This window comes from Pseudomonas sp. X4, assembly GCF_040784925.1.
Taxonomy (GTDB): domain Bacteria; phylum Pseudomonadota; class Gammaproteobacteria; order Pseudomonadales; family Pseudomonadaceae; genus Aquipseudomonas; species Aquipseudomonas putida_Z.
This window is the reverse complement of record NZ_CP160798.1, coordinates 3748370-3773750: the sequence shown is the minus strand read 5'-3', so window position 1 is coordinate 3773750 and position 25381 is coordinate 3748370. Positions and strand designations below refer to the sequence as shown.

General features: G+C 64.2%; 23 protein-coding genes and 1 riboswitch. Of the genes, 10 read left to right on the top strand and 13 right to left on the bottom strand.

Annotation, left to right across the window (positions count from 1 at the left end):
• Nucleotides 1-113: 113 nt before the first annotated feature.
• Nucleotides 114-334, bottom strand: a riboswitch (cobalamin riboswitch).
• Nucleotides 335-501: 167 nt separating this feature from the next.
• On the top strand, nucleotides 502-1080 hold the full coding sequence (locus ABX298_RS16835; RefSeq protein ID WP_085619516.1) for a hypothetical protein: 579 nt from the start codon (nucleotides 502-504) through the stop codon (nucleotides 1078-1080).
• Between the two features lie 1099 nt (nucleotides 1081-2179).
• A complete protein-coding gene (locus ABX298_RS16830) occupies nucleotides 2180-3526 on the top strand; it encodes a sorbosone dehydrogenase family protein (RefSeq protein ID WP_286101862.1) in 1347 nt (448 codons plus the stop codon).
• Here the strand turns inward: ABX298_RS16830 and ABX298_RS16825 are convergent.
• The 5 genes from ABX298_RS16825 to ABX298_RS16805 form a co-directional block, all read right to left on the bottom strand.
• Nucleotides 3492-4025, bottom strand: coding sequence for a C40 family peptidase (locus tag ABX298_RS16825; protein ID WP_013971371.1), 534 nt, complete (start codon nucleotides 4023-4025; stop codon nucleotides 3492-3494). The two genes, ABX298_RS16830 and ABX298_RS16825, sit on opposite strands and share 35 nt — an antisense overlap.
• 139 nt (nucleotides 4026-4164) lie before the next feature.
• The gene (locus ABX298_RS16820) at nucleotides 4165-4818 is read right to left on the bottom strand and encodes a C40 family peptidase (protein ID WP_084785065.1); all 654 of its coding nucleotides are present in this window, start codon (nucleotides 4816-4818) and stop codon (nucleotides 4165-4167) included.
• Nucleotides 4819-4943: 125 nt separating this feature from the next.
• Complete coding sequence (hda, locus tag ABX298_RS16815) at nucleotides 4944-5651, bottom strand: DnaA regulatory inactivator Hda (RefSeq protein ID WP_015269238.1); 708 nt, start codon at nucleotides 5649-5651, stop codon at nucleotides 4944-4946.
• A 261-nt stretch (nucleotides 5652-5912) separates the two neighbouring features.
• Nucleotides 5913-6986: an AI-2E family transporter gene (locus tag ABX298_RS16810; RefSeq protein ID WP_085665678.1), complete on the bottom strand. Its 1074-nt coding sequence runs from the start codon at nucleotides 6984-6986 to the stop codon at nucleotides 5913-5915.
• 12 nt (nucleotides 6987-6998) lie between these two features.
• On the bottom strand, nucleotides 6999-8066 hold the full coding sequence (locus ABX298_RS16805) for a DUF2066 domain-containing protein (RefSeq protein WP_085593180.1): 1068 nt from the start codon (nucleotides 8064-8066) through the stop codon (nucleotides 6999-7001).
• 340 nt (nucleotides 8067-8406) lie between these two features.
• Between ABX298_RS16805 and purM the strand changes: the two genes are divergently transcribed.
• The 4 genes from purM (at nucleotide 8407) to ABX298_RS16785 (ending at nucleotide 11341) form a co-directional block, all read left to right on the top strand.
• Nucleotides 8407-9465: a phosphoribosylformylglycinamidine cyclo-ligase gene (gene purM, locus ABX298_RS16800; protein WP_085593182.1), complete on the top strand. Its 1059-nt coding sequence runs from the start codon at nucleotides 8407-8409 to the stop codon at nucleotides 9463-9465.
• Nucleotides 9465-10118 carry a phosphoribosylglycinamide formyltransferase gene (purN, locus tag ABX298_RS16795; RefSeq protein ID WP_025338016.1) on the top strand — a complete coding sequence of 218 codons (654 nt, stop codon included), beginning with the start codon at nucleotides 9465-9467 and terminating at the stop codon, nucleotides 10116-10118. Before purM ends, purN begins: the two co-directional genes overlap by 1 nt.
• An 8-nt stretch (nucleotides 10119-10126) precedes the next feature.
• Nucleotides 10127-10837: a DUF3108 domain-containing protein gene (locus ABX298_RS16790; RefSeq protein WP_025338015.1), complete on the top strand. Its 711-nt coding sequence runs from the start codon at nucleotides 10127-10129 to the stop codon at nucleotides 10835-10837.
• Nucleotides 10838-11143: 306 nt separating this feature from the next.
• Complete coding sequence (locus ABX298_RS16785) at nucleotides 11144-11341, top strand: hypothetical protein (RefSeq protein WP_367393354.1); 198 nt, start codon at nucleotides 11144-11146, stop codon at nucleotides 11339-11341.
• Between the two features lie 30 nt (nucleotides 11342-11371).
• Here ABX298_RS16785 and ABX298_RS16780 read toward each other — a convergent pair whose 3' ends face one another.
• The 7 genes from ABX298_RS16780 to ABX298_RS16750 form a co-directional block, all read right to left on the bottom strand.
• Entirely contained in the window at nucleotides 11372-11911 is a 540-nt protein-coding gene (locus ABX298_RS16780) for a DUF2058 domain-containing protein (protein WP_025338014.1), read from the bottom strand.
• 26 nt (nucleotides 11912-11937) lie between these two features.
• Nucleotides 11938-12771: a nucleoside triphosphate pyrophosphohydrolase gene (mazG, locus tag ABX298_RS16775; RefSeq protein ID WP_025338013.1), complete on the bottom strand. Its 834-nt coding sequence runs from the start codon at nucleotides 12769-12771 to the stop codon at nucleotides 11938-11940.
• Between the two features lie 145 nt (nucleotides 12772-12916).
• The gene (gene relA, locus ABX298_RS16770) at nucleotides 12917-15157 is read right to left on the bottom strand and encodes a GTP diphosphokinase (protein ID WP_015269231.1); all 2241 of its coding nucleotides are present in this window, start codon (nucleotides 15155-15157) and stop codon (nucleotides 12917-12919) included.
• Nucleotides 15158-15253: 96 nt separating this feature from the next.
• Nucleotides 15254-16612 carry a 23S rRNA (uracil(1939)-C(5))-methyltransferase RlmD gene (rlmD, locus tag ABX298_RS16765; protein ID WP_061551293.1) on the bottom strand — a complete coding sequence of 453 codons (1359 nt, stop codon included), beginning with the start codon at nucleotides 16610-16612 and terminating at the stop codon, nucleotides 15254-15256.
• The gene (gene cysM / locus ABX298_RS16760) at nucleotides 16613-17512 is read right to left on the bottom strand and encodes a cysteine synthase CysM (RefSeq protein WP_025338011.1); all 900 of its coding nucleotides are present in this window, start codon (nucleotides 17510-17512) and stop codon (nucleotides 16613-16615) included.
• A gap of 159 nt (nucleotides 17513-17671) precedes the next feature.
• On the bottom strand, nucleotides 17672-19063 hold the full coding sequence (locus tag ABX298_RS16755; protein WP_286101178.1) for a sensor histidine kinase: 1392 nt from the start codon (nucleotides 19061-19063) through the stop codon (nucleotides 17672-17674).
• Nucleotides 19064-19066: 3 nt separating this feature from the next.
• Nucleotides 19067-19786, bottom strand: a complete 720-nt coding sequence (locus ABX298_RS16750; RefSeq protein WP_085619258.1) for a response regulator transcription factor — start codon at nucleotides 19784-19786, stop codon at nucleotides 19067-19069.
• A 193-nt stretch (nucleotides 19787-19979) separates the two neighbouring features.
• Between ABX298_RS16750 and ABX298_RS16745 the strand changes: the two genes are divergently transcribed.
• The 4 genes from ABX298_RS16745 to ABX298_RS16730 all read left to right on the top strand — a co-directional run bounded on the left by ABX298_RS16745 (nucleotide 19980) and on the right by ABX298_RS16730 (nucleotide 24762).
• Entirely contained in the window at nucleotides 19980-22736 is a 2757-nt protein-coding gene (locus ABX298_RS16745; RefSeq protein WP_286919185.1) for a response regulator, read from the top strand.
• A 166-nt stretch (nucleotides 22737-22902) separates the two neighbouring features.
• Nucleotides 22903-23892: a 2-hydroxyacid dehydrogenase gene (locus ABX298_RS16740; RefSeq protein WP_025338007.1), complete on the top strand. Its 990-nt coding sequence runs from the start codon at nucleotides 22903-22905 to the stop codon at nucleotides 23890-23892.
• Between the two features lie 31 nt (nucleotides 23893-23923).
• On the top strand, nucleotides 23924-24361 hold the full coding sequence (locus tag ABX298_RS16735; RefSeq protein ID WP_004375491.1) for a hypothetical protein: 438 nt from the start codon (nucleotides 23924-23926) through the stop codon (nucleotides 24359-24361).
• Nucleotides 24358-24762, top strand: a complete 405-nt coding sequence (locus ABX298_RS16730; protein ID WP_004375489.1) for an META domain-containing protein — start codon at nucleotides 24358-24360, stop codon at nucleotides 24760-24762. The genes ABX298_RS16735 and ABX298_RS16730 overlap by 4 nt, the downstream gene beginning before the upstream one ends.
• Before the next feature lie 126 nt (nucleotides 24763-24888).
• Here ABX298_RS16730 and ABX298_RS16725 read toward each other — a convergent pair whose 3' ends face one another.
• Nucleotides 24889-25353 (bottom strand): TlpA disulfide reductase family protein, encoded by a 465-nt coding sequence (locus ABX298_RS16725; RefSeq protein ID WP_015269224.1) that lies wholly within the window; start codon nucleotides 25351-25353, stop codon nucleotides 24889-24891.
• Between the last annotated feature and the right edge of the window lie 28 nt (nucleotides 25354-25381).

Below are 25381 nucleotides of genomic sequence, written 5' to 3'. Positions count from 1 at the left end.
TCTCCGCTGGCTGGCGCCACGGCAACGCGCGGCGACAGGTAAAAGGCGGGCAGACGGAGAACGCGCAGGGGCCGTGGCCGTACGCCACGGTGCACCGCGCATCACCCTCCGTGATGCCGTTGGCAGTATCAGGCCGGTCTCCGGGCTTGTGAGCGGGCCTTGGCCCAAGCCTGCGCGCCTTCCCGGGTGCTGGCACCCAGTGGCCCTGCGCGGCCGCGACTCACCTACCGTTGCGGGGGCAGCGCCGGAATCGCGCCATGCTGGCACCCACCGGCTTCCCAGTTTCACCCTGCCCAGTCGGGGCTGGCAGGGCACCTGAAACACGCGCGAAGGTTAGAGGGTTGCACCGGGAGCGTCAATCGAAGCGGACCGCTTTGCAGTCGAACAGGCACCGCCCGGGTAATGGCCAATTCACCTGGTTGTGCCACACTGAATACAGTGATATCACATAGCCATCACTTTCAGCTGAACGCGATCACAACGATAACAGGAGAGCGCAGCATGCGAGGCCAGATCATCAACAACCCGCGCCTGGAGTTTCTCGCCCCGGTGCTGGAGCGCTGGGGCGACTGTATCGACCGCTTCAACCAGTTTGCCGGCGATGCCGAAGCCCCTTACTGGCATGGCGCCGCGGCCAATACCGGGCTGCTTGCCGCAGCGGCGTGGCAGGCCGAACTGGCGGCGCTGCAGCAGTTTGCCGGCAAGAAGCAGCGCGACGAAGGCGAACACGAAGGGCGCTGCGACCTGTCGATCAGTAGTGCCGATGAAGCGCTGTACCTCAGTGTCAGCCAGCGCTGGCCAAAAGTTGCCCGGCTGGACATGGCCGACGCTCTGCAGCAGACCGCTGCCCTCGCGCGCCAGGTGGCCTACCCCAGCCAGTTGAAAGCCGGTGCGCTGTTCATCAGCCCGTGGAAGGCTGGCCAGCATGCCAGCCCCGAGGAACTGCAGGACCTGGTCGACGATCTGCAGAAACATACCGCCTGTGCCATCGCCTGGTACTTCCCGTATGCCTATCGCAAATTGCACAACGAGCTGGGGCAGTATTTCCCGGGGGTAGCGTTGTTGCTCAAGCAGGCTTGAAGCAACTTCGGGCCGGGACCGGAACTCGTTTCGCAAGCGCGACGTGGTTTCTGTGGGAGCGGGCGTGCCCGCGAAGAATCCAGCGCGGTGGCTGGCACCGGCTGCGCCGGTGTTCGCGGGCGCGCCCGCTCCCACAGAGCCCCATTTAAGTCTCCTGTCGTAGTGAAGCGAGCCACCGCAGGTGCCCCAGGCACAGCCATCATGAGGAGCCAATTCCGATTACTGGTATTACACGGCTGCGGTTTCTGACGATTTTTGCTCTTGCTCTTGCTCTTGCTCTTGATCTTGATCTTGATCTTGATCTTGATCTTCGCGACTTCAGGAGGCCGAGCAGAGGTCTTGCGGAGGGAGGTGACGGGCATGGATGCCCGTCAAGCGCTGAGGCCCCATGGATGGGGCCTGCAGCGCGTCCTCCCGGGAGCAAGACCGGCGCGAGGGAACCCCGTAGCGTAGCGCAGGGGCCGGATGATGGGAGCGCAGCGTTTTTTGGTTACTTTTTGTCGCGTTTGACAAAAAGTGACTCGCCGTAAGGGCGAAAAGGTGAGTAAGCGTCGCCATCGTAAATGGACTATGCGCGAGATCAAGACCAGTACTTTTCCGCTCTTCGCTCTTCGCTCTTCGCTCTTCGCTCTTCGCTCTTCGCTCTTCGCTTTCAAGCGTGGGCATCAACAACAAGGTCAACATTCATTTGCGAAGGTGGCGCTTAATCACCTTTCCGCCCTTACGGCGGGTCACTTTTTGTCAAACGCGACAAAAAGTAACCAAAAAACGCTGGCTCCTATCATCCGGCCCCTACGCTGCGCTCCGGGGTTCCCTCGCTACGGGCCTGCTCCCGGGAGTACGCGCTGCAGGCCCCATCCATGGGGCCTCAGCGCTTGACGGGCATCCATGCCCGTCACCTCCCTCCGCAGTCCCTTCGCTCGGCCTCCTGAAGTCGCAATCGGCGGCGCCTGAACTATCGCGCGCTTAGAAGCAAAAGCAAAAGCAACGGCAACGGCAACGGCAACGGCAACGGCAACGGCAGTTGGATGGTTCCCGGGAACCCGGCGAACGCCGCCGACCTCTCAGTTCCATAGGCCTTCTTAGGAGGATGCCACCCATGAAACACCTGATGCCTTGGTTATTGGCCGCCAGCCTGACTGCCTGCGGCGAAACCGCCCTGCTGAATGTACTCGACGGCAGTGGCCCAACGCCCCAGCTGCCTGCTCCAGTCAAGACCACCCTCCCCACTGTGAATATCGCACCGGCAGTGGGCTGGCCCAAGGACGTCAAGCCCGAAGCAGCACCAGGCACTCAGGTGAAAGCGTTCGCCAGCGGGCTCGACCACCCTCGCTGGCTATACCTGCTGCCCAACGGCGACGTGCTGGTAGCTGAAACCAATGCCCCGCCCAAACCCGAAGATGGCAAGGGCCTGCGCGGTTGGGTCATGAAGAAGGTGATGAAGCGGGCAGGTGCAGGCGTGCCCAGCGCCAACCGCATTACCCTGCTACGGGATGCCGACCACGACGGGGTGGCTGAAATCCGCACGACCTTCATCGAAGAGCTCAACTCACCGTTCGGCATGGCCCTGGTCGGCAAGGATCTCTACGTCGCCAACACCGACAGGCTGCTGCGCTTTCACTACGAGCCCGGTGCCATGCAAATTCGCAATGAAGGCCAGCCGGTAGTCGAGTTGCCAGGCGGGCCGCTCAACCATCACTGGACCAAGAACGTCATCGCCAGCCCCGATGGTAAGAAGCTTTTCGTGACGGTCGGCTCCAACAGCAACGTAGGCGAAAACGGTATGGACAAGGAACAGGGACGCGCCGCGATCTGGGAAGTGGACCCCGCCAGCGGCCAGCACCGCCTGTTCGCCACCGGCCTGCGCAACCCTAACGGCCTGGCCTGGGAGCCGCACAGCGGCGCGTTGTGGACGGCAGTCAACGAGCGTGACGAGATCGGTAGCGATCTGGTACCGGACTACATCACTTCCGTGAAGGACGGCGGTTTCTATGGTTGGCCCTACAGCTACTACGGCCGCCACGTGGACGAGCGCGTGCAACCACCAGCGCCTGAAAAAGTGGCCCAGGCGCTGGTGCCCGACTACGCCGTGGGCCCTCACACGGCATCGCTGGGGCTGGCATTCGCCGAACCAAATGGGCTACCACCGCCCTTCGAACAAGGGGCATTCGTAGGCCAGCACGGGTCGTGGAACCGCAAGCCACACAGTGGCTACAAGGTGATTTTCGTACCGTTCGACCCGTCAGGAAAACCCTCGGGCAAGCCTGTGGACCTGCTTACCGGTTTTCTGGATGAGCATGGCAAGGCCCAAGGGCGCCCGGTCGGCGTAATCACCGACGGGCGTGGCGGCGTGCTGGTAGCCGATGATGTCGGCAATGTGGTCTGGCGGGTAAGCAAAGCCCCGCCTGTCCTCAGGGGTTCTGCGCCAGATGCCCTTGCGGAATGACGCGCTTGGCCTGCAGGTAAGCCTTGGCCCAGTAGCTGTTGGACAGGTAGTCAAGACGCACCGTGCCGCCGCTGGAGGGTGCATGCACGAAGCGCCCTTCCCCCACATAAATGCCAGCATGGCTGACCTGCGAGCCGCCACTGGTGGCGAAGAACACCAGGTCACCGGATTGCAGCGACTTGGCATCCACGGTTGGCGCGCGCATGACGATCATCTCACGCGTCGAACGCGGCAGGCTTATGCCGGCAGCATCACGGTAAACGTACTTGATCAGACCACTGCAATCGAAACCGGAGTCCGGTGTGTTGCCGCCCCAGCGATAAGGTGTGCCCACCAGGCCGATAGCACGCATCAGCACGTCATCGGCAATCGGCGAAGGGCTGGGCTGGCTATAGGTTACCTGCGGCTGTACCACAGGGGCCGGCGCAGGCGCACGGCTGGAGCAGGCAGCCAGCAAGGCTGCCAAGGAGAGAAATGCGAAGCGCGCCATCTTTACCATGGCCAGAACATCCTGTCTGAGTCCGCTGGGCCGCAGCCGAAAAGAATTGAGAATTTAGATTAGACGCTTTCTATAAATGCGCACGGCGGCGAGCTTTTTTCAAAGCATCGCCGCCGCGGCAGGATATATCATTTTGCTATCAGTTGCGCGCGATATTGGTGGTCGGCGCCATGGCCAAGGCACGCTTGGCTTCGATGAAGGTCTTGCTCCAGTAGCGGTCACCGAGGCTGTCGATGCGCACGCCACCACTGCGGCGGCTGCTTGAATGGATGAACTGGTTGTCACCCAGGTAGATGCCGGCATGGCTCACGCGGCCGCGACCATTGGTGCTGAAGAACAGCAGGTCACCTGGCTTGAGCTTGTTGCGGGCCACTTTCGGGGCATCGACGTTGATCATTTCACGCGTGGAACGCGGCAGGGTCACGCCCGCCTCTTCGCGGAACAGGTAGCCGATGAAACCACTGCAGTCGAAGCCGGACTTCTCCGAGGTACCACCGAAGCGGTAGCGGGTGCCGATCAGCGACATGCCTCGCTCGAGAATGCTGTCAGCCAGAGCTGGCAACTGATAAGGCTTGCTGCTGGAGAAAGCCTCCAGGTCATCTTCGGTGGCCAGCTCTTCCGGCTCGCCGAATACCGACGAGGACGAGGCTTTGGCCTTGAACGCCGATTGTGCGGCGATCGGGGAGTGATCCTGGGGCTGCGGCTCTGAATGAGAAGCTGGGCCTTGGGCCGCGCAGCCAAAAAGCAGGGTCACGAGTGCGAGTGGCACGAGGGGTGCGAAGCGCTTCAGCATGGGCACGACCGTGTCTGTAATCCTTTAGAAGGGTGAAACTATGCCCTCTATCATTGCCATTTGCAAATTTTATCGAAAAAGATGTGACTTTTTTGTTTTGCCGCTCTGGCCCAGCGTTTTCGGGGTTACCAACCCAGGGTTTCCTTGAGGAACGGGATGGTGAGCTTGCGTTGTGCCTGCAACGAGGCCTGGTCGAGACGTTCGAGCAGGTCGAACAACGCACTCATGCTGCGTGCGCCACGGGTGAGGATGAAGTGACCGACTTCGTCGGTAAGGTGCAGGCCACGGCGCGAAGCACGCAGTTGCAGGGCACGAAGCTTGTCTTCGTCGGACAGGCCACGCATCTGGAACACCAGGGCCAGGGTCAGCCGCGACTTCAGGTCGGGCAGCTTGATCGGCAGTTCGCGCGGCGATGCCGAGGCAGCCAGCAGCAGGCGCCGGCCGCTGTCACGCAGGCGGTTGAACAGGTGGAACATGGCCTCTTCCCAATCAGCCTTGCCGGCGATCACGTGCAGGTCGTCGATGCACACCAGTTCGTACTGGGCCAGGTAGTCGAGCAGCTCTACGCCACGATCGAGCAATTGCGCCAGTGGCAGGTAGACGGCTGGCTCGCCGCGTTGCTGGAAGCGGTGGGTGGCGGCCTGTAGCAGGTGGGTACGGCCAACACCTTGCTTGCCCCACAGGTAGATAAGGCTCTCGGTCCAGCCGGCGTCGGCTTCGCATAGCCGCTCGACGTAGCCCAATGCCGCGGCATTGGCGCCCGGATAGTAGTTGATGAAGGTGGCGTCATCGCGCAGGCGCACACCCAGGGGCAACTGGATCGGTGGTTTCATGCTCGCGGGCGGTCGACAGGACCGCAGGGGGCCTTTGGTGAACAATGTGCAAAGTCTATACCCGCAGCGCGGGGCGCACAATCACGGCAGCGGATAGCACAAGTAAAATCAACGAGTTGCGACTTTTTTTGGCTGTTTTGGGGCTGCTTTGCAGCCCTTCGCGGGCTTGCCCGCTCCCACAGGGGGCGCGTAAATCATGGCCTCAGCGACACACCTGTGGGAGCGGGCAAGCCCGCGAAGGGCCGCAACGCGGCCCCGGGATCACAACTCCGGGTCGATATCCCCGGCATACATGTCCGATTCCTTGTACAGGTCATGTACATGCCGCAGCAGCACCATGATCACCGCCGCCACCGGCAGCGCCAGCAACACCCCGGTAAAGCCGAACAGCTCACCGCCGGCCAGGATCGCGAAGATCACCGCCACCGGGTGCAGGCCGATACGGTCACCGACCAGCAGCGGGGTCAGCACCATGCCTTCCAGCGCCTGCCCGACCATGAACACCGCGACGATGCCCAGCATCGGGTACAGGTCGCCGCCGAACTGGAACAGGCCAGCCACCAAGGCCGCGCCGATACCTATGATGAAGCCCATGTACGGCACGATGGCAGCCAGCCCGGCGAGCATGCCGATCAGCAGCCCCAGCTCCAGCCCCACCAGCATCAGCCCGGCCGAATAGATGATGCCCAGGGCCACCATCACCATCAATTGCCCGCGCACGAACGCCCCCAGCACTTCATGGCATTCGCCCGCCAGGCCCATCACTTGCGGCTCACGCTGGCGCGGCAACAGGCCACGCAGCTTGGCCATCATCAGGTCCCAGTCGCGTAGCAGATAGAAGCCCACCACCGGGATCAGCACCATGTTGGCCAGCCAGGCCATCAGCGCCAGGCTCGATGCAGTGGCATGGGACAGCAGCACGCCGACGATATCGGTGGTCTGGCCCATGTGCGTGCCGATGGCGGCCTTGATCTTGTCGAACTTCCAGAAGCCGTCAGCCAGGCCCAGGCGGCTCTGCACCCAGGGCAGCGCCACGTGCTCGAGCCAGTCGAGCATCTGCGGCGCCAGTTCGTACAGGCGCACCAGCTGCTTGGCCAGCAGCGGCACCAATACCAGCAGCAAGGCCAGCAACAGCAAGGTAAACAGGCCGAAAACCACCACCACGCCCCAGGTGCGCGACAGCCCCAGGCGCTCCAGGCGGTCGACCAGCGGGTCGGCCAGGTAGGCCAGCAGGATGCCGACCAGGAACGGGGTAAGAATATTGTGCAGGCTGTAAAGCAGCACGGCGACCAGCAGGGCAACGCCCAGCCAGATCCAACGACGTACGTCGGTCACGGTGTGCTCCCCTTACCAGCGAAAACGCAAACCGTCGAACGGCTTGGGTGCTGGCTGGGCCGGCACTGGTTGCCCAGCGCCGGCAGCGTCTGCCGGAGCTGGAGGGGGCTGCACAGCGGGCGCCTGCTCTACCGGTACTTCCTGCAGCTTGGCCAGGCCAAGCTGGGCGCGCAGCTGTTCGCGGTTGGCGGTCACGCCGTAGGTCAGGGTGCTGCCTTCGGCCATCTGCAGGCGCGGGCCAAAGGGTTCGAGCACGCGGGCCAGCTCGGCGTAGCGCTGCAGGTTCATCCCCTGCACTTGCACCTGCAACTGGCTGCTGGCGCCCGGGCGGGTGACGTAGCGCGGCGCCAGGCGGCTGCTGAGCGCCAGCATCACGGCGTCGGCCAGTGCTGCCGGGTCGGCACCTTCGGCAGTGCCTTGTTCACGCTGGTCACCCAGCCACAGCTGCCATTTGCCCTGCCACTTGCCGTCGGCTTCCCGGGCATGCACCGCCAGCAAGGCATCGGCGCCGTAGCGCCCTGAGGCTTCGCGCAGCGCCGCAGGGTCGCTGCCTTCGATCTGCTCGGCATTGGCCACCAGTTGCTCCTGCAGGTCGGCCAGCGGCAGGCGCAACGGCAGGCCACGGTGCTGCGCGGCGCGGCGCAGGGGTTGGGCACTGGCCTGGCCGTCACCGACCAGGTTGCTGCCTTCGGCACTGTCGTTCAGCCACCAGCCGAGGATCGAGGGGCGGTTGCTGCCCCACAAGGCCAGGCCGGCCTTGCGCAAGGCCCGTTCGGTACTGCCCGGGTCGAACTCGACCAGCACCGACTCGGGTGGCCCGGCTTCGCTGGCGACCTGGTTGATGATTTGCTGCGGGTCCTTGCGCAGCCCGGCCAATGCCGGGCTTTGCGCTGCCTTGGGGTCGCCGGTCAGGCGCGTTACCAGGGTATCGAGGGCCTGGGCGGTAGCCGCGGCACGGGCTTCGGCGCCCTGCCCGGATACCGGTTCGCGCACCTGGTACAGGCCGGAGACACTTTCAGCCTGGGCAGTGGCCGAGATCAGGGCCAGGCAACCGACTGCCAGAATATTGAAAAGACGCATGGAGGATTCCTGTCCAGAACACATGGAGCGACGTGGCGCTACCTGCAGGCTGTGACCGCCACGGGCAAGAAATGCTCCGTGGCACCGGGCATTTCTGCCTGCCACCTTTCCTATACCTTATACAGCCACCCGCGCGGCAACCAGTCGCGGCCCGTGAAAGGATGTTTTTTTAATGCTTTCGGCACCTGCCCGTCGGCCTGAGGATGGCCGCTGCCCGGCAACCCTGATAAAATCGCGCGCCTTCACAGACCACTGACGTTTCAGGCAGCCGCCGCTTACCAGCCGGCCTTGGCCGTCATGGTCGTTTTTAAGAATCCCTCCCTCCTAAAGGCCTGGATCAATGAGCAAGCAACCCTCCCTGAGCTACAAGGACGCCGGTGTAGACATCGACGCCGGCGAAGCACTGGTCGAACGCATCAAGGGCGTGGCAAAACGCACCGCACGCCCTGAAGTCATGGGTGGCCTGGGCGGCTTCGGCGCCCTCTGCGAGATCCCGGCCGGCTACAAGCAGCCGGTGCTGGTCTCCGGCACCGACGGCGTCGGCACCAAGCTGCGCCTGGCACTGAACCTGAACAAGCACGACAGCATCGGCCAGGACCTGGTCGCCATGTGCGTCAACGACCTGGTAGTGTGCGGCGCCGAGCCGCTGTTCTTCCTCGACTACTATGCCACCGGCAAACTGAACGTCGACGTGGCCGCCACCGTGGTCACCGGCATCGGTGCCGGTTGCGAACTGGCCGGCTGCTCGCTGGTCGGTGGTGAAACCGCCGAAATGCCTGGCATGTACGAAGGCGAAGACTACGACCTGGCCGGCTTCTGCGTCGGCGTGGTGGAAAAGGCCGAGATCATCGACGGCTCCAAGGTTGCCACCGGCGACGCACTGATCGCCCTGCCGTCCTCGGGCCCGCACTCCAACGGCTACTCGCTGATCCGCAAGATCCTCGAAGTGTCCGCCACCGACATCGAGAACACCCAGCTCGACGGCAAGCCACTGACCGACCTGCTGATGGCGCCGACCCGCATCTACGTCAAGCCGCTGCTGCAACTGATCAAGAACACCGGCGCGGTCAAGGCCATGGCCCACATCACCGGTGGCGGCCTGCTGGACAACATCCCGCGCGTACTGCCGGCCAACGCCCAGGCGGTCATCGACGTGGCCAGCTGGCAGCGCCCGGCGGTGTTCGACTTCCTGCAGGCAAAAGGCAACGTCGACGAGCATGAAATGCACCGCGTGCTGAACTGCGGCGTCGGCATGGTCATCTGCGTGGCCCAGGATCAGGTAGAAGCTGCCCTGAACGAACTGCGCGCCGCTGGCGAGCAGCCATGGGTGATCGGCCACATCGCCGAAGCCGCCGAGGGCGCTGCCCAGGTCGAGCTGCAGAACCTCAAGGCACACTGATGCCAAGCAAGACCTGCAATGTAGTGGTACTGCTGTCGGGCTCCGGCAGCAACCTGCAAGCCCTGATCGACAGCTGCCAAGGCCAGGACAGCCCGGTGCGCATCCGTGCGGTGGTTTCCAACCGCGCCGATGCCTACGGCCTGCAACGCGCCGCGGCGGCCGGCATCGACAGCGTCGTGCTCGAGCACACCCAGTTCGACGGCCGTGAAGCCTTCGATGCCGCGCTGATGGCGCGCATCGACGCCTTCGCCCCAGACCTGGTGGTGCTGGCCGGTTTCATGCGCATCCTCAGTGGCGACTTCGTGCGCCACTACCAGGGCCGCCTGCTCAACATCCACCCGTCGCTGCTGCCCAAGTACAAGGGCCTGCATACCCACCGCCGGGCGCTGGAGGCAGGCGACGCCGAGCACGGCTGCAGCGTACACTTCGTGACTGAGGAACTCGATGGCGGCCCACTGGTCGTACAGGCTGTGGTTCCGGTGGCGTCTGACGACACCGTCGAAAGCCTGGCCCAGCGGGTACACCGCCAGGAACACCTGATCTACCCGCTGGCGGTGCGCTGGTTCGCCGAAGGGCGCTTGCGCCTTGGCGAACAGGGTGCATTACTGGATGGCCAGCCCCTGGCGGCCAGCGGTCACTTGATTCGATCCTAGGAGAATTTATGCGTCGCGCCCTGCTCTTGGCTCTCGCCGTGCTCGCCCTGCCCCTCCAGGCAGCTGATCTGAAGCCTTTCTCGGCCAGCTACACCGCAGACTGGAAGCAACTGCCCATGAGCGGCACCGCCGAACGCAGCCTGGTCAAGAATGCCAACGGTACCTGGGACCTTAACTTCAAGGCTTCCATGATGATCGCCAGCCTGACCGAGCAAAGCACCCTGCGCCTGGACAACGACACCCTGCTGCCGCAGAAGTATCACTTCGAGCGTGGCGGCCTGGGCAAGGCCAAGAAGGTCGACCTGACCTTCGACTGGAACAGCAAGAAGGTCACCGGCAGCGACCGTGGCGATGCCATCAGCCTGCCGCTGAACCGTGGCGTGCTGGACAAGTCGTCCTACCAGCTGGCCCTGCAGCATGACGTGGCCGCCGGCAAGAAGAGCATGACCTACCAGGTAGTCGACGGTGACGAGATCGACACCTACGACTTCCGCGTGCTGGGCACCGAAAAGGTCACTACCAAGACCGGCCAGGTCGATGCGGTGAAGGTCGAGCGCGTGCGCGACCCAAGCCAGAGCAAGCGCATCACCGAGCTGTGGTTCGCCAAGAACTGGGACTACCTGCTGGTGCAACTGCGCCAGGTCGAGACCGATGGCAAGGAATACGTGATCGTGCTGCAGGATGGCACGGTCGATGGCAAGCCGGTGAAGGGCAACTGAGCCAGCGCTGCCAGCAGTACCCGAAGCCCCGCCTTGTGCGGGGCTTTTTTCTGCCTGACGTTTCTGGCCTGTCTGTACTGGCCCTATCGCCGGCAAGCCAGCTCCCACAGGGACCTCAGAGCCTGAGCCCTTGTGCAGTACCTGTGGGAGCTGGCTTGCCGGCGATAGGGCCAGCCCAGGCAATACACCTTTCAGCTTCCATGAAACTTGTTTCATGCCGGTTTTATTTACTTAGCCTGCTAACAAACTCTATAAAGAGGTTGTGCGACACAGTGTCGCAGCCAACTGAAGCAGTGGAGTTTAACGATGACAGTCCAAGTAACCGAACGCGACGAATCGAAAATGTCCCACGAAACCCTGACCGCTGGTGTGCGGATCTGGGATGTGCACCAACAGGGCCAGCTGGTGGGGATGTTCCACAACGAACATGAAGCACACCAGTACCGTACAGAGCTGGAAAACCTGGAAAACCAGCGCGCCACGCAATGTTCCATCTTCAAATGAAAAACCCCGCCAAGGCGGGGTTTTTCGTGGTTACCACATCAGATCATCAGGGATCTTGTAGGCCGCGTACGGGTCGTCCTCGTCCGCTTCCTCGACATGGGTATTCAGCAACAGGATACGGTTGGGGTCGCGCTCCTGGATCTTCACCGCCGCCTCACGAGGGATCACCTCGTAACCGCCGGCAAACGACACCACGGCCAGCGCGCCATTGCTCAACTTGGTCCGCATCAGGGCATTGACGGCAATGCGCTTGACCTTCTTGTCGTCGACGAAGTTGTAGTAGTCCTCGGTGCTCAGCTTCGGCAGGCGAGTCGCTTCGATCAACTGCTTGATCTGCGCGGCGCGGGCCTTCTGCTCGGCTTTTTCCTGCTGCTGGCGGTTCAGCTCCTGGTCACGCTTGGCTTTCTCGGCCATGGCTTCCTTGGCCAAGCGCTGCTGGCTGTCGTCCACCTCGACCTGGCCTTTGTGCTCCAGGCGTTTCTGTTTCTTCTCGGCCTTGTTGGCCTGGGAAACCTGTTTCTGGTTGACCAGACCGGCTTTGAGCAGTTGGTCGCGAAGGGAAAGGCTCATGAATGTTCACTCACTTATGCAACAGCTCAGCCGCAGCTGGGCAGGTTCTTTTCCTGACGTTTGGCTTCACCCCAAAGGGCATCCAGTTCGTCAAGGTTACAATCTTCGATGGGTCGGCCACTGTCGCGCAATGCCTGTTCGATGAAGCGGAAACGCCGCTCGAACTTGCGATTGGCACGGCGCAGGGCGTGTTCCGGGTCATGCTTGAGGTGGCGGGCCAGGTTGACGGCGGCAAACAGCAGGTCGCCGATTTCATCCTCGAGCGCATCGGCATCGCCGTCGGCCATGGCCTGCAGCACTTCGTCCAGCTCTTCGCGGACCTTGTCCAGCACCGGCAATGCCGCAGGCCAGTCGAAACCGACCGTGGCCGCGCGCTTTTGCAGTTTGGCTGCCCGCGACAACGCCGGCAATGCCGCTGGTACGTCGTCGAGCAGCGACAGCTGTTCGGGCTGGCTCTTTTCCGCCCGCTCTTCAGCCTTGATTTCTTCCCAGCGTGACTTGACCTGGGCCTCGCTCAGGCTGGGGGTGTCCACCGGCGCGTACAGCTCGCCGGTGGGGAATACATGCGGGTGACGGCGAATGAGCTTGCGGGTGATGCTGTCGACCACGCCGTCGAACTCGAAACGCCCTTCCTCGCGGGCCAGCTGGCTGTAGTAGACCACCTGGAACAGCAGGTCGCCCAGCTCACCTTGCAGGTGCTCGAAGTCGCCACGCTCGATGGTGTCGGCAACCTCGTAGGCCTCTTCGATGGTGTGCGGGACGATGCTCGCGTAGTTCTGCTTCAGGTCCCACGGGCAGCCGTACTGCGGGTCGCGCAGGCGGGCCATGAGGTGCAGCAGGTCTTCGAGGGTGTAGGTCATGGTCAGCTATTCCTCGGCGGGGGCTTTGCCCCCGATCGCCGGCAAGCCAGCTCCCACAGGTATTGCACAGGACTTGAGGCCTGCGGAGTACCTGTGGGAGCTGGCTTGCCGGCGATGGGCCGCACAGCGGCCCCAATCCAGTTTATCAAGGGGTGCGATTACGCCGCGTCTCGATGATATTCGGCAACTGCGAGATCCGCCCCAGCAGGCGCCCCAGCGCATCCAGGCCTGGAATCTCGATGGTCAGCGACATCAGCGCGGTGTTGTCTTCCTTGTTCGAGCGGGTGTTCACCGCCAGCACGTTGATCTTCTCGTTCAGCAGCACTTGTGACACATCGCGCAGCAAGCCCGGGCGGTCGTAGGCACGGATGACGATGTCGACCGGGTAGGTCTGCACCGGGATCGGCCCCCAGCTTACCTGGATCATGCGCTCCGGTTCCTTGCCCGCCAACTGCAGCACCGAGGCGCAGTCCTGGCGGTGGATGCTCACGCCGCGGCCCTGAGTGATGTAGCCGACGATGGCGTCACCTGGCAGCGGCTGGCAGCAGCCAGCCATCTGCGTCAGCAGGTTGCCGACGCCCTGGATCTGGATGTCGCCACGCTTGCCGGTACGTGGCCCGGTAGGCTTGCGCGGTACCAGTTCGATCTGCTCGATGCGCTCGGGCTCCAGCAGCTGCTGGGCGGCATTGACCAGGTGCGCCAGGCGCAGGTCGCCAGCACCGAGCGAGGCGAACATGTCCTCGGCGGTCTTGACGTTGGTCTTCTCGGCCAGGCGCTCGAAATCCACCTGCGGCAGGCCCAGGCGGCTGAGCTCGCGTTCGAGCAAGGTCTTGCCGGCCGCGACGTTCTGGTCGCGCGCCTGCAGCTTGAACCAGTGCACGATCTTGGCCCGCGCCCGCGAGGTGGTGACGTAGCCCAGGTTGGAGTTCAACCAGTCACGGCTGGGGTTGCCATGCTTGCTGGTGATGATCTCGACCTGCTCGCCGGTCTGCAGGCTGTAGTTGAGCGGCACGATGCGCCCGTTGATCTTGGCGCCGCGGCAGTTGTGGCCGATTTCGGTGTGCACGCGGTAGGCGAAGTCCAGCGGCGTGGCACCCTTTGGCAAGTCGATGGCGTGGCCGTCCGGGGTGAACACGTAGACCCGGTCCGGCTCGATGTCGACCCGCAGCTGCTCGGCCAGGCCACCGATGTCGCCCAGCTCTTCGTGCCACTCCAGCACCTGGCGTAGCCAGGAGATCTTCTCTTCGTAATGGTTGGAACTGGACTTGACGTCGGTGCCTTTGTAACGCCAGTGGGCGCAAACCCCAAGCTCGGCTTCCTCGTGCATGCCGTGGGTACGGATCTGCACTTCCAGCACCTTGCCCTCGGGGCCGATCACCGCGGTGTGCAGCGAGCGATAGCCGTTCTCCTTGGGGTTGGCGATGTAGTCGTCGAACTCCTTGGGAATATGCCGCCACAGGGTGTGCACGATGCCCAGCGCGGTGTAGCAGTCGCGGATTTCCGGCACCAGCACGCGGACCGCGCGCACGTCGTAGATCTGGCTGAATTCCAGGCCTTTGCGCTGCATCTTGCGCCAGATCGAATAGATATGTTTCGCCCGGCCGCTGATGTCAGCCTTGACGCCAGTGGCCAGCAGCTCGTTCTGCAGCTGGTTCATCACCTCGCTGATGAAGCGCTCGCGGTCCAGCCGACGCTCGTGCAGCAGCTTGGCAATCTGTTTGTACTGGTCGGGTTCGAGGTAGCGGAAGGACAGGTCTTCCAGCTCCCACTTGATGTGGCCGATACCCAGGCGGTGCGCCAGCGGCGCATAGATGTCGAACACCTCGCGCGCGACACGCAGGCGTTTCTCGTCGTCGGCGGCCTTGACCGCACGGATCGCGCAGGTACGCTCGGCCAGCTTGATCAGTGCCACGCGCACGTCGTCGACCATGGCCACGAGCATCTTGCGCAGGTTCTCGACCTGCGCCTGCGAACCCAGCACCAGCGATTGGCGCGGGCTAAGGCTGGCGCTGATCGCAGCCATGCGCAGCACACCGTCGATCAGCTTGGACACCACCGGGCCAAAGCGCTGGCTGACCTCGGCAAGGGTCACCTTGCCCTCACGCACCGAGCGGTAGATGACCGCCGCCACCAGGGAATCCTGGTCGAGCTTGAGGTCGGCGAGGATTTCGGCAATCTCCAGGCCTGCCTGGAAGCTGGACGTACCGTCCGCCCAGGAATGCTTGGCCGGGTTGCCCTTTTTCTCGACCTCATGGGCAAACTCGCAGGCCTCTTTCAGCGCTGCGCGATCCAGTGCCGAATCGACGCTTACCACATGGTCCAACCATGCTTCGAGATTGATACTGCCGTCGGTGTTGACCGGCTGGTGCACTCTCACCTGTACCATCTTTGTTTTACCTTTCCATACAGCGCACCACGCGGGTGCGCTGGCAATCACCGTGCGGCCACCCTTCCGTGAAAGCCGCACCAAGGGGCCAGTCAGCTAGCCCGCTTCGAATAACGCCATGGCCTCGACATGCGCCGTCTGAGGAAACATGTCGAGAATCCCGGCCCTTTTTAACCGGTACCCCTGGCCGACCAGCACCTGGGCGTCTCGCGCCAGCGTGGCCGGGTTGCACGATACATAGACCAGCCTTCTGGCCTTGAGGCGGGCGATGCCTTGCACCACCTCGAAAGCACCGTCGCGCGGTGGATCCAAGAGTACCGCAGAAAAGCCCTCGGCGGCCCATCCGGCGCCCGCCAAAGGCTGCGATAAATCGGCCTGAAAAAACCGTGCGTTATGCACATTGTTGTTCCGGGCATTGGCCGCGGCCCGATCGACCATGGCCTGCACACCTTCCACTGCAACCACCTCGCGCGCCTGGCGGGCCAGCGGCAGGGCGAAGTTGCCCAGGCCGCAGAACAGGTCCAGCACGCGCTCGTCGGCCTGGGGTGCCAGCCAGGCCAGGGCCTGCTCGATCATCGCCGTGTTGACCTGGGCATTCACCTGCACAAAGTCACCCGGGCGCCAGGCCAGTTCCAGCTGCCAGGGCGCCAGGGCAAAGCCCAGTTGCGCGGCCGGGTCCACTGGCGCCGGCTCACCTTCGCCCTGCAGCCACAGCTGGGCATTGGCCTGCTCGCAGAACGCCTGCAGCCTGGCCAGGTCTTCAGCCGGCAACGGCGCGACATGGCGCACCAGCAGCGCCTCGGCAGTGCCGCTGAACAGTTCCACATGGCCCAGCGCCTGCGGCTTGCTCAGCGAGCGCAGCACGGTCGGCAAGTGGCGCAGAATCGATTGCAAGGGCTGTACCAGCACCGCGCAATCGTCGATGGCAATGATGTCCTGGCTGGCTTCGGCGCGGAAGCCGACCTCCAGCTGGCGCGCCTTGGCGTCCCAGCGCACGGCCACGCGGGCGCGGCGCCGGTAACCGAACTCCGGCCCGCTCAGCGGTGCGGCCCATTCCTCGGGCTGCACGCCGGCCACCCGCTGCAGCTGCTCGGCCAGGGTGCGCTGCTTGAGCGCCAGTTGCGCTTCATGCGGCAGGTGCTGCAGGTTGCAGCCACCGCAGCGCTCGTAATACCGGCATGGTGCCTGACGGCGCTCGGGGCTGGCCTGCAGCAGGCGCTCAAGGCGGGCCTCGACCACTTTGCCGCGGGCATTGAGCACCCGCGCCTCCACGGCCTCGCCGGCCAGGGCGCCACTGACGAACCAGGTGCGCCCTTCGTGGAAGGCAATGCCCCGGCCGTCACCGGCCAGGCGCTCGATTTCCAGGCGCTGCTTCTTGCCCACCGGGACCTGGGGGCTGCGGTTGCCGCCGGCCGGCTGGAAGCGCAGGCCGCTGTTGCTTTTCTTCTTGGACATTTAGCTCGGGTCGAACAGGCCGGTGGACAGGTAACGGTCGCCGCGGTCGCAGATGATGGCGACCATCGTGGCATTTTCCACCTCGCGGGACAGGCGCAGCATGGCCGCGACTGCACCACCGGAAGACACGCCGCAGAAAATGCCCTCTTCACGGGCAAGGCGGCGGGTGGTTTCCTCGGCTTCCTGCTGCGACATGTCGACCACGCGGTCGACACGGCTGGCGTCGAAGATTTTCGGCAGGTATTCCTCGGGCCAGCGGCGGATGCCCGGAATGGCCGAGCCTTCCATTGGTTGCAGGCCGACGATCTGCACCGCCGGGTTCTGTTCCTTGAGGTACTGCGAGCAGCCCATGATGGTACCGGTGGTACCCATGGAGCTGATGAAATGAGTGATGGTGCCCTGGGTCTGCTGCCAGATCTCGGGGCCGGTGCTGTTGTAGTGGGCGATGGGGTTGTCGCCGTTGGCGAACTGGTCCAGCACCAGGCCGCGGCCTTCGGCCTGCAGCTTCTCGGCCAGGTCACGGGCGCCTTCCATGCCCTCCTCCTTGGTCACCAGGATCAGCTCGGCGCCGTAGGCGGTCATGGCGGCCTTGCGCTCGGCGGTGGAGTTGTCGGGCATGATCAGGATCATCTTGTAGCCCTTGATCGCCGCAGCCATCGCCAGGGCGATGCCGGTGTTGCCGGAGGTGGCTTCGATCAGGGTGTCGCCGGGTTTGATCTGGCCGCGCAGTTCGGCGCGGGTGATCATCGACAGTGCCGGGCGGTCCTTCACCGAGCCGGCGGGATTGTTACCTTCGAGCTTGAGCAGGAGGGTGTTGCTGGTTTCGCCAGCGATACGCTGCAGGCGAACCAGGGGCGTATTGCCGACGCAATCGGCGATGGTTGGGTACTGCAAGGTCATGGCGTATTTCACAATCCGGACGGCAGGGGTGCCTATCATACCGGCAAACCCTTCCCGGCCATATCACGCAATCTGTGGTGAATATAGCTACAAGCTATATGGATAGCCTGTACCGGCCCTTTCGCGGGTGAACCCGCTCCCACAGGGACTCCACTGGCCTCAAGAGTAGTGATGAACCTGTGGGAGCGGGTTCACCCGCGAAGGGGCCGGCACATGTAACGGCAATCTCATCCACAACCGCAGCCCGCGTTTGCCATTCTGCGCCCACAAGGTGCCACCCTGGCGCTGGATGGCACTGCGGGCAATGCTCAGCCCCAGGCCGAAACCGCCATCCCCGGGACGCGAACCGTCCAGCCGCGAGAACGGTGCAAAGATCCGCTCCAGGTCTTCTTCAGCCACGCCACCGCCTTCGTCTTCCAGCCACAACCGCCAATACCCGCCTTCACGCTGCCCACCGAGGCGCACCACACCATCGGCCGGCGAATGACGAATGGCATTGCGCAACAGGTTCTCCAGCGCCTGGGCCAGGTGGTTCAGGTTGCCCTGCACCCAGCAGTCGGCCGGCACCTCGCAGCGCAGCCGCGCCAGCGACCAGCCGCTTTCATAGCTGGCATTCTCGGCCAGCAGCTCCCACAGCGCCTGCACCTCGATCGGCTCCAGGTTCATCGGCGCACGTTCGGCGTCCTGCCAGGCCAGTTGCAGGGTGTCCTCGACCAGCTGCTGCATGCAGTCCACCTCCCGCGTCAGGCGTTCACGCAGGCGCTGCAGGTCGGTTTCGCCATCGCAGGCCACCCGCAGCCGGCTGAGTGGCGTACGCATTTCGTGGGACAGGTCACGCAGCAACTGCTGCTGCATGGCTACCGTGCCCTGCAGCCGCTCGGCCATCTGGTCGAAGGCCCGGGCCAGTTCGCCCAGCTCGTCATGCCGGGCGATGGTGCGTGGGTCGAGGCGAGCCGACAACTGGTCGGCGCGCCAGGCATTGGCCTGCTCGCGCAACTGGTTCAACGGCACGATCAGCATGCGGTAAAGGCCCACGCACAACAGCAGGGTGAACAGCCCGGGGATGATGCCGTTGGTGACGATGCGCCATAGCATCCGATACTGCCCGGGGTTGAAGCGCTGCGGCAGTTCGATCACCAGCAGGCCCTGCTCCGGAGCACCCGGGAACGGTATGCGCAGCCACGGCTGCTCGACGCTGCGCCGACTCATCGGCCAGTCGACACCGCGCAGGCGGGTCAGCCGCTGCATGATCTGCGGGTCGAGGCTGGCGCTGTCCAGCGGCCGCAGGTTGAGATCGAGCACCCCAACCCAGCCGCGTTCGCGCTGGTGCATCGCCGCCACCCAACGGTCCAGCCCTGCCCGCCCACCACTGCGCCAGGCCTGCTCGGCCTCGGCAGCATAGCCACGCAAGGCCTGCCGCGCCGGTTCCGAGAGGAAGGCGTTCTGGGTTTCCATGTGCCGGCCCCAGGTGTAGCTGAGGCCGATCATCAGCAGGCAGAAGCCCACCAGCAGGATCGCCAGTTTCCAGAACAGCGAGTGGCGGTCGAGCATGGGTCACTCCGCCTCGCTGGCGCTGAGTACGTAGCCCTTGCCCCACACGGTGCGGATCTGCCGTTCGTGATAGCCGATACCCTTGAGCTTGCGGCGGATCTGGCTGACGTGCATGTCCAGGCTGCGGTCATGCCGCGAATAGCCCCGCTGCAGCACTTGCTGGTAGAGGAACGGCTTGCTCAGCACTTCGTCGAGGTTGCGGTTGAGGATGTCGAGCAGGCGGTATTCGCTGGGAGTCAGGCCGGCCAGGCGACCCTCCAGGCGCACGTCATACAGCGCCTCGTCGTATTGCAGTTCGCCGCTGCCGGCACGCGCCTGCGGGGCTTGATGGCGCCGCTCGAGGGCGACGCGGCGCAGGATGGCCTCGATGCGTACCTGCAGCTCGGCCATGCTGAACGGCTTGGGCAGGTAGTCGTCGGCACCGCGCTGGAAACCGCTGATGCGGTCGGCCTCGGCGCCCAGCGCCGACATCAGGATCACCGGCGTGGCGCTGCGCTTGCGCAACTGCGCAAGGGCATCCAGGCCGTTCAGCCCGGGCAGCAGGATGTCCATGAGCACCACGTCGAAAGCCTGGCGCCCCGCCGTTTCCAGGCCCTCCAGGCCATTGCGGCACCAGGTCACCTGGAAGCCGCCGCGCTGCAGCTCTTCGTGCAGGTAGGCACCGAGGACCGGGTCATCCTCGATGGCGAGGATATTGGAGTTGTGAATAGCTACAGGATTCATTGGCAACTGCCATGCATTCTCAATTACGTAATTATTGAGTATCCAGCGCCTGCCAGGCAACCGCCCTGCGACCAATGCCCCTGCAAGGGCGCAAAACACGTACTAAAGAGGTGCAATAGCGCGGCAGGCGGAGTAACTTCCCGGCTTGGCCGTCATCGCTTGACGGCGTCCAGGCACATGACAGGAGGCGAGTGTGCTCGATCGCTTGGGAATTCGCAGCCGGGTCCTGCTGCTGGCCCTGCTGCCCGCCGGCCTGATGGCCCTGGTGCTGGGTAGTTACTTCACCTGGCTGCAACAGAACGACCTGCGCACCCAGCTGCTGCAACGCGGCAAGATGATCGCCGAGCAACTGGCGCCACTGGCCGCGCCCGCCATGGCCAAGCTGGCACCGGCGCAACTTGAGCGCATTGCCGCACAAACCCTGGAGCAGGCCGATGTGCGTGCGGTCGCCTTCCTGGCCCCGGACCGCACGCGCCTGGCCCACGCCGGCCCGAGCATGCTCAACCAGCCACCCAGCGGCGGCAGCGGCACCCAGCTGCTGCAGCGCAGCGGCAATGACGCCACCCGCTACCTGATGCCGGTGTTCGGCCACCATCGCGACCTGGCCACCGATGCCGTGCCGGCCGAATCCGAACGCCTGCTGGGCTGGGTCGAGATCGAGCTGTCCCACGACGGCACCCTGCTGCGCGGCTACCGCAATCTGTTCACCAGCCTGCTGCTGATCCTCGCCTGCCTGGTGCTCAGCGGCCTGCTGGCACTGCGCATGAGCCGTACCATCAACGACCCGATCAAGCGCATCAAGCACGCGGTCAACCAGCTCAAGGACGGCCACCTCGAGGAACGCCTGCCAGCCCTGGGCAGCCATGAGCTGGACGAGCTGGCGCGCGGCATCAACCGCATGGCCGAAACCCTGCACAACGCCCACGAAGAGCTGCAGCACAGCATCGACCAGGCCACCGAGGACGTGCGCCAGAACCTGGAAACCATCGAGATCCAGAACATCGAGCTGGACATGGCGCGCAAGGAAGCCCTGGAAGCCAGCCGCATCAAGTCGGAATTCCTGGCCAACATGAGCCACGAAATCCGCACCCCGCTCAACGGTATCCTCGGTTTCACCCACCTGCTGCAGAAAAGCGAGCTGACACCGCGCCAGCTGGACTACCTGAGCACCATCGAGAAGTCCGCCGACAACTTGCTCGGGATCATCAACGAGATCCTCGACTTCTCCAAGATCGAAGCCGGCAAGCTGGTGCTCGACAGCATCCCCTTCAACCTGCGCGACCTGATCCAGGACACCCTGACCATCCTCGCCCCGGCCGCCCACGCCAAGCAGCTGGAGCTGCTCAGCCTGATCTACCGCGATACCCCGTCGTCGTTGATCGGCGACCCGTTGCGGCTCAAGCAGATCCTTACCAACCTGGTCAGCAACGCCATCAAGTTCACCCGCGAAGGCACCATCGTCGTGCGCGCCATGCTCGAAGACGAACACGAAGACAGTGCACAGCTGCGCATCAGCGTGCAGGACACCGGCATCGGCCTGTCGCCGCAGGATGTGCGTACGCTGTTCCAGGCCTTCAGCCAGGCCGACAACTCGCTGGCCCGCCAGCCCGGCGGCACCGGCCTGGGGCTGGTGATTTCCAAGCGCCTGATCGAGCAGATGGGCGGCGAGATCGGCGTCGACAGCACCCCGGGCGAGGGTTCGCAGTTCTGGATCAGCCTCAACCTGCCCAAGGCCCACGATGGTGTCGAGGAGTTGCCGCTGCAACCGCTGCTGGGCCGCCGCGCGGCCATCGTCGACGGCCACGAACTGGCGCGCCAGGCGCTGGAACACCAGCTGGAAGACTGCGGCCTCAGCGTCAGCCTGTTCGCCTCCTACGACCAGCTGCTGCAGGGTGTGCAGGCCGCCAGCCAGGCTGGCCTGCCGTTCGAGTTCGCCGTGCTCGGGGCCAACCTTGGCAACCTGTCGCCCGAGCAACTGGGCCATTACCACCAGCAGCTCGAGCGCTACCATTGCCAGTGCGTGGTGCTGTGCCCGACCACCGAGCAGGCGCTGTACCATCCGTACCTGCCCAACGGCCATGGCCAGTTGCTGTCCAAGCCGACCTGCACGCGCAAACTGCGCCGCCTGTTGCTGGAACTGGTGCAACCGCGCCGCCCGCAGGGCGAGGTGAACAGCGTCAACGGCCAGCGCCAGCCGAAGATCCTCTGCGTCGACGACAACCCCGCCAACCTGCTGCTGGTGCAGACCCTGCTCGAAGACCTGGGCGCCGAGGTGCTGGCCGTCGACAACGGCTATGCGGCGGTGCAGGCGGTGCAGGACGAGCCGTTCGACCTGGTGCTGATGGACGTGCAGATGCCCGGCATGGACGGCCGCGCCTGCACCGAGCAGATCCGCTTGTGGGAAAACACCCAAAGTGGCAACCCGCTGCCGATCGTCGCCCTCACTGCCCACGCCATGGCCAACGAGAAGCGCGCGTTGCTGCACGGTGGCATGGACGACTACCTGACCAAGCCGATCAGCGAACGGCAGCTGGCCCAGGTGGTGATGAAATGGACCGGCCTGAGCCTGGGCGCGCCACAGCAGGAACGCCTGGCCGAGCAACTGGCCAACGGTGATGACCTGAAGGTGCTGGACCCCGAGGAAGGCCTGCGCCTGGCCGCCGGCAAGGCGGACCTGGCGGCGGATATGCTGAGCATGCTGCTGACCTCGCTGGAAGCCGACCGCGAAGCCATACGCGCTGCCCGGGAGGCCGACGACCGCAACGGCCTGATCGAACAGGTGCACCGCCTGAACGGCGCCTCGCGTTATTGCGGCGTGCCGCAGTTGCGGGCCGCGTGCCAGCGCAGCGAGACCTTGCTCAAGCAGGAAAACCCGCTGGCACAGCAGGCACTGGACGAACTGGATGCGGCAATCAACCGCTTGGCGGCGCAGGCCAGATTGAGCGCCTGACCTCACCGGCCCTATCGCCGGCAAGCCAGCTCCCACAGGAAATCACTGCTCTTGAAGGCTGTGTTGTACCTGTGGGAGCTGGCTTGCCGGCGATAGGGCCGGTCCAGGTCAACACCCCTTTCAACCCGCTGGCTACAATCCCCAGACCATTGCAAAGGAAGCCACCATGCGCGCCCTGTTGTTCAGCAGCCAGCACTACGACCAGGAAAGCTTCACCCGTGCCGCCAGCGGCACTACCCTGGACCTGCACTTCCAGCCCGCCCGCCTGACCCTCGACACCGCTGCCCTGGCCGATGGCTACGAGGTGGTCTGCGCCTTCATCAATGACGAGCTCGACGCCCAGGTGCTGCAACGCCTGGCCGCAGGCGGCACGCGCCTGGTCGCCCTGCGCTCGGCCGGCTACAACCATGTCGACCTGGCCGCCGCCCAGCGCCTGGGCCTGACCGTAGTGCGGGTGCCGGCCTACTCGCCGCACGCCGTGGCCGAACACGCCGTGGCACTGATCCTGGCCCTGAACCGGCGCCTGCACCGGGCCTACAACCGCACCCGCGAGGGTGACTTCACCTTGCACGGGCTGACCGGCTTCGACCTGCACGGCAAGACCGTCGGCGTGGTCGGTACCGGCCAGATCGGCACCGCCTTTGCCCGCATCATGGCCGGTTTCGGCTGCCAGTTGCTGGCCTATGACCCTTACCCCAACCCCGACCTGCTGGCCTTGGGCGCGCGCTACCTGCCATTGCCCGAGTTGCTGCGCGAAGCCCGCGTCATCAGCCTGCACTGCCCGCTGACCGAGCACACCCGGCACCTGATCAATGCACAAAGCCTGGCCCAGCTGCAGCCCGGCGCCATGCTGATCAACACCGGCCGCGGCGCGCTGGTCGACACCCCGGCGCTGATCGACGCGCTGAAGAGCGGCCAGCTCGGCTACCTGGGCCTGGACGTCTACGAAGAAGAAGCCCAGCTGTTCTTCGAAGACCGCTCCGACCTGCCGCTGCAGGACGACGTACTGGCCCGCCTGCTGACCTTCCCCAACGTGATCATCACTGCCCACCAGGCGTTCCTTACCCGCGAGGCACTGGATGCCATCGCCGCGACCACGCTGGACAACATCAACCGCTGGGCGGCAGGCAATCCACAGAATCTGGTGATGGGTTAGTGCTAGGATACGCGGCATTTCTGGAGGACCCATGGTCGAGCACGATTTCCGCTACACCCTTTTCAACCCGCAACACACCCTGATCGAGTGCCGCGCCCTGGTGCCGGGCCGCTATCAGGTCACCGGCAACGGCGGTTCGATGCACAAAGGCGACACCCTGCTGGTCACCCTCAAGGGCAGCAAGGACTTGTCCATGCGCCTGACAGTGGAGAGCGTGCGCCACCTGATCAACCCGCGCGGCCAGTGGGTTGCCGTGGCCAGCGGCCCGGTGTTCAACGAGCTGGAAATCCTCACCTGGCAGGTTGCGTGCGACAGCTGCGACGCCGTGCTGGACTTCGAGTTCGCGGTGGACGCCAAGCTGGGCAAGAAAGCCCGCCAGCCTGCCGCCAGCGCGCGCGTTGCCGAGCTGGGCTGGGCCAGCCGTGGCGAAAAACACCTGTGCCCGCGTTGCCAGGAGAGCGCCGAGTGAAGAATCTGCTGACCGGCGTGCTGATTGCCACCGGCCTGCTCGGCTGCGCCGCGGAACCTTCCAAGCTGCAGCAGGAGCGCAGCTACGTGCTGGAGTGGATTGGCGAACGGCCGCTGATCGACTACAGCCACCTGACCCTGACCTTGGCCAGCGATGGCCGTGCCTATGGCAACGGCGGCTGCAACCACTGGTTTGCGCCGTACACACTGGACGGCGAGCACCTGAGCTTCGGCAAGGTCGGCAAGACCCGCAAGCTCTGCGCACCGGCGTTGATGGAGCAGGAAAAGCGCTTCCTGCAGGCGCTGGAAACAGTGCAGCGCTGGGATGTGTCGCCTATCGAGCAGATGCGTTTCTGGCCGGCCGAAGGCAAGCCGCTGCGCTTCTGGCCTGAGGAAGGCTGAATCGCTATTGCCTGTACCGGCCCTATCGCCGGCAAGCCAGCTCCCACAGGTACTGCACAGGATTCATATGCTGTGCAGTACCTGTGGGAGCTGGCTTGCCGGCGATAGGGCCGGTACAGGCTGACTTCAGGCGCCCTTCAGTGCCTTGATCTTGGCCTGCAGCCCTTCCAGGGTCTGCTCGCCCATCAGCTGTTCCCGCACCTTGCCCTTGTCATCGATGATGTAGGTCACCGGCAATGCCTCGCTACGTGGCAGGTCATAGCGCTCGGCCGGGTCCTGCGCCAATACGGTGAAAGCGATGCCCAGGGTTTCGGCAGCCTGCTTCAGCTCCTGCCCCTGCAAGCCATCGAAGTTCACCCCCACCACCTTGATACCGTCGGCCGCCCACTGCTTGGCTGCCGCGTTCAGTTCAGGGATTTCGGTACGGCACGGCCCGCACCATTCGGCCCAGTAGTTGAGCACCAGCCAGTGCCCATCGATCTGTTCGGCCTTAACCGTATTACCGTGTTGGTCCACGCCATAATCGGCACCGCAACCACCGAGCAACAGGCTCGCGGTGATGGCCAGTACTGCTGCCAGACGCCTTGCCATGGGTCAATCCTTCTCGAGTTTTAAAGCA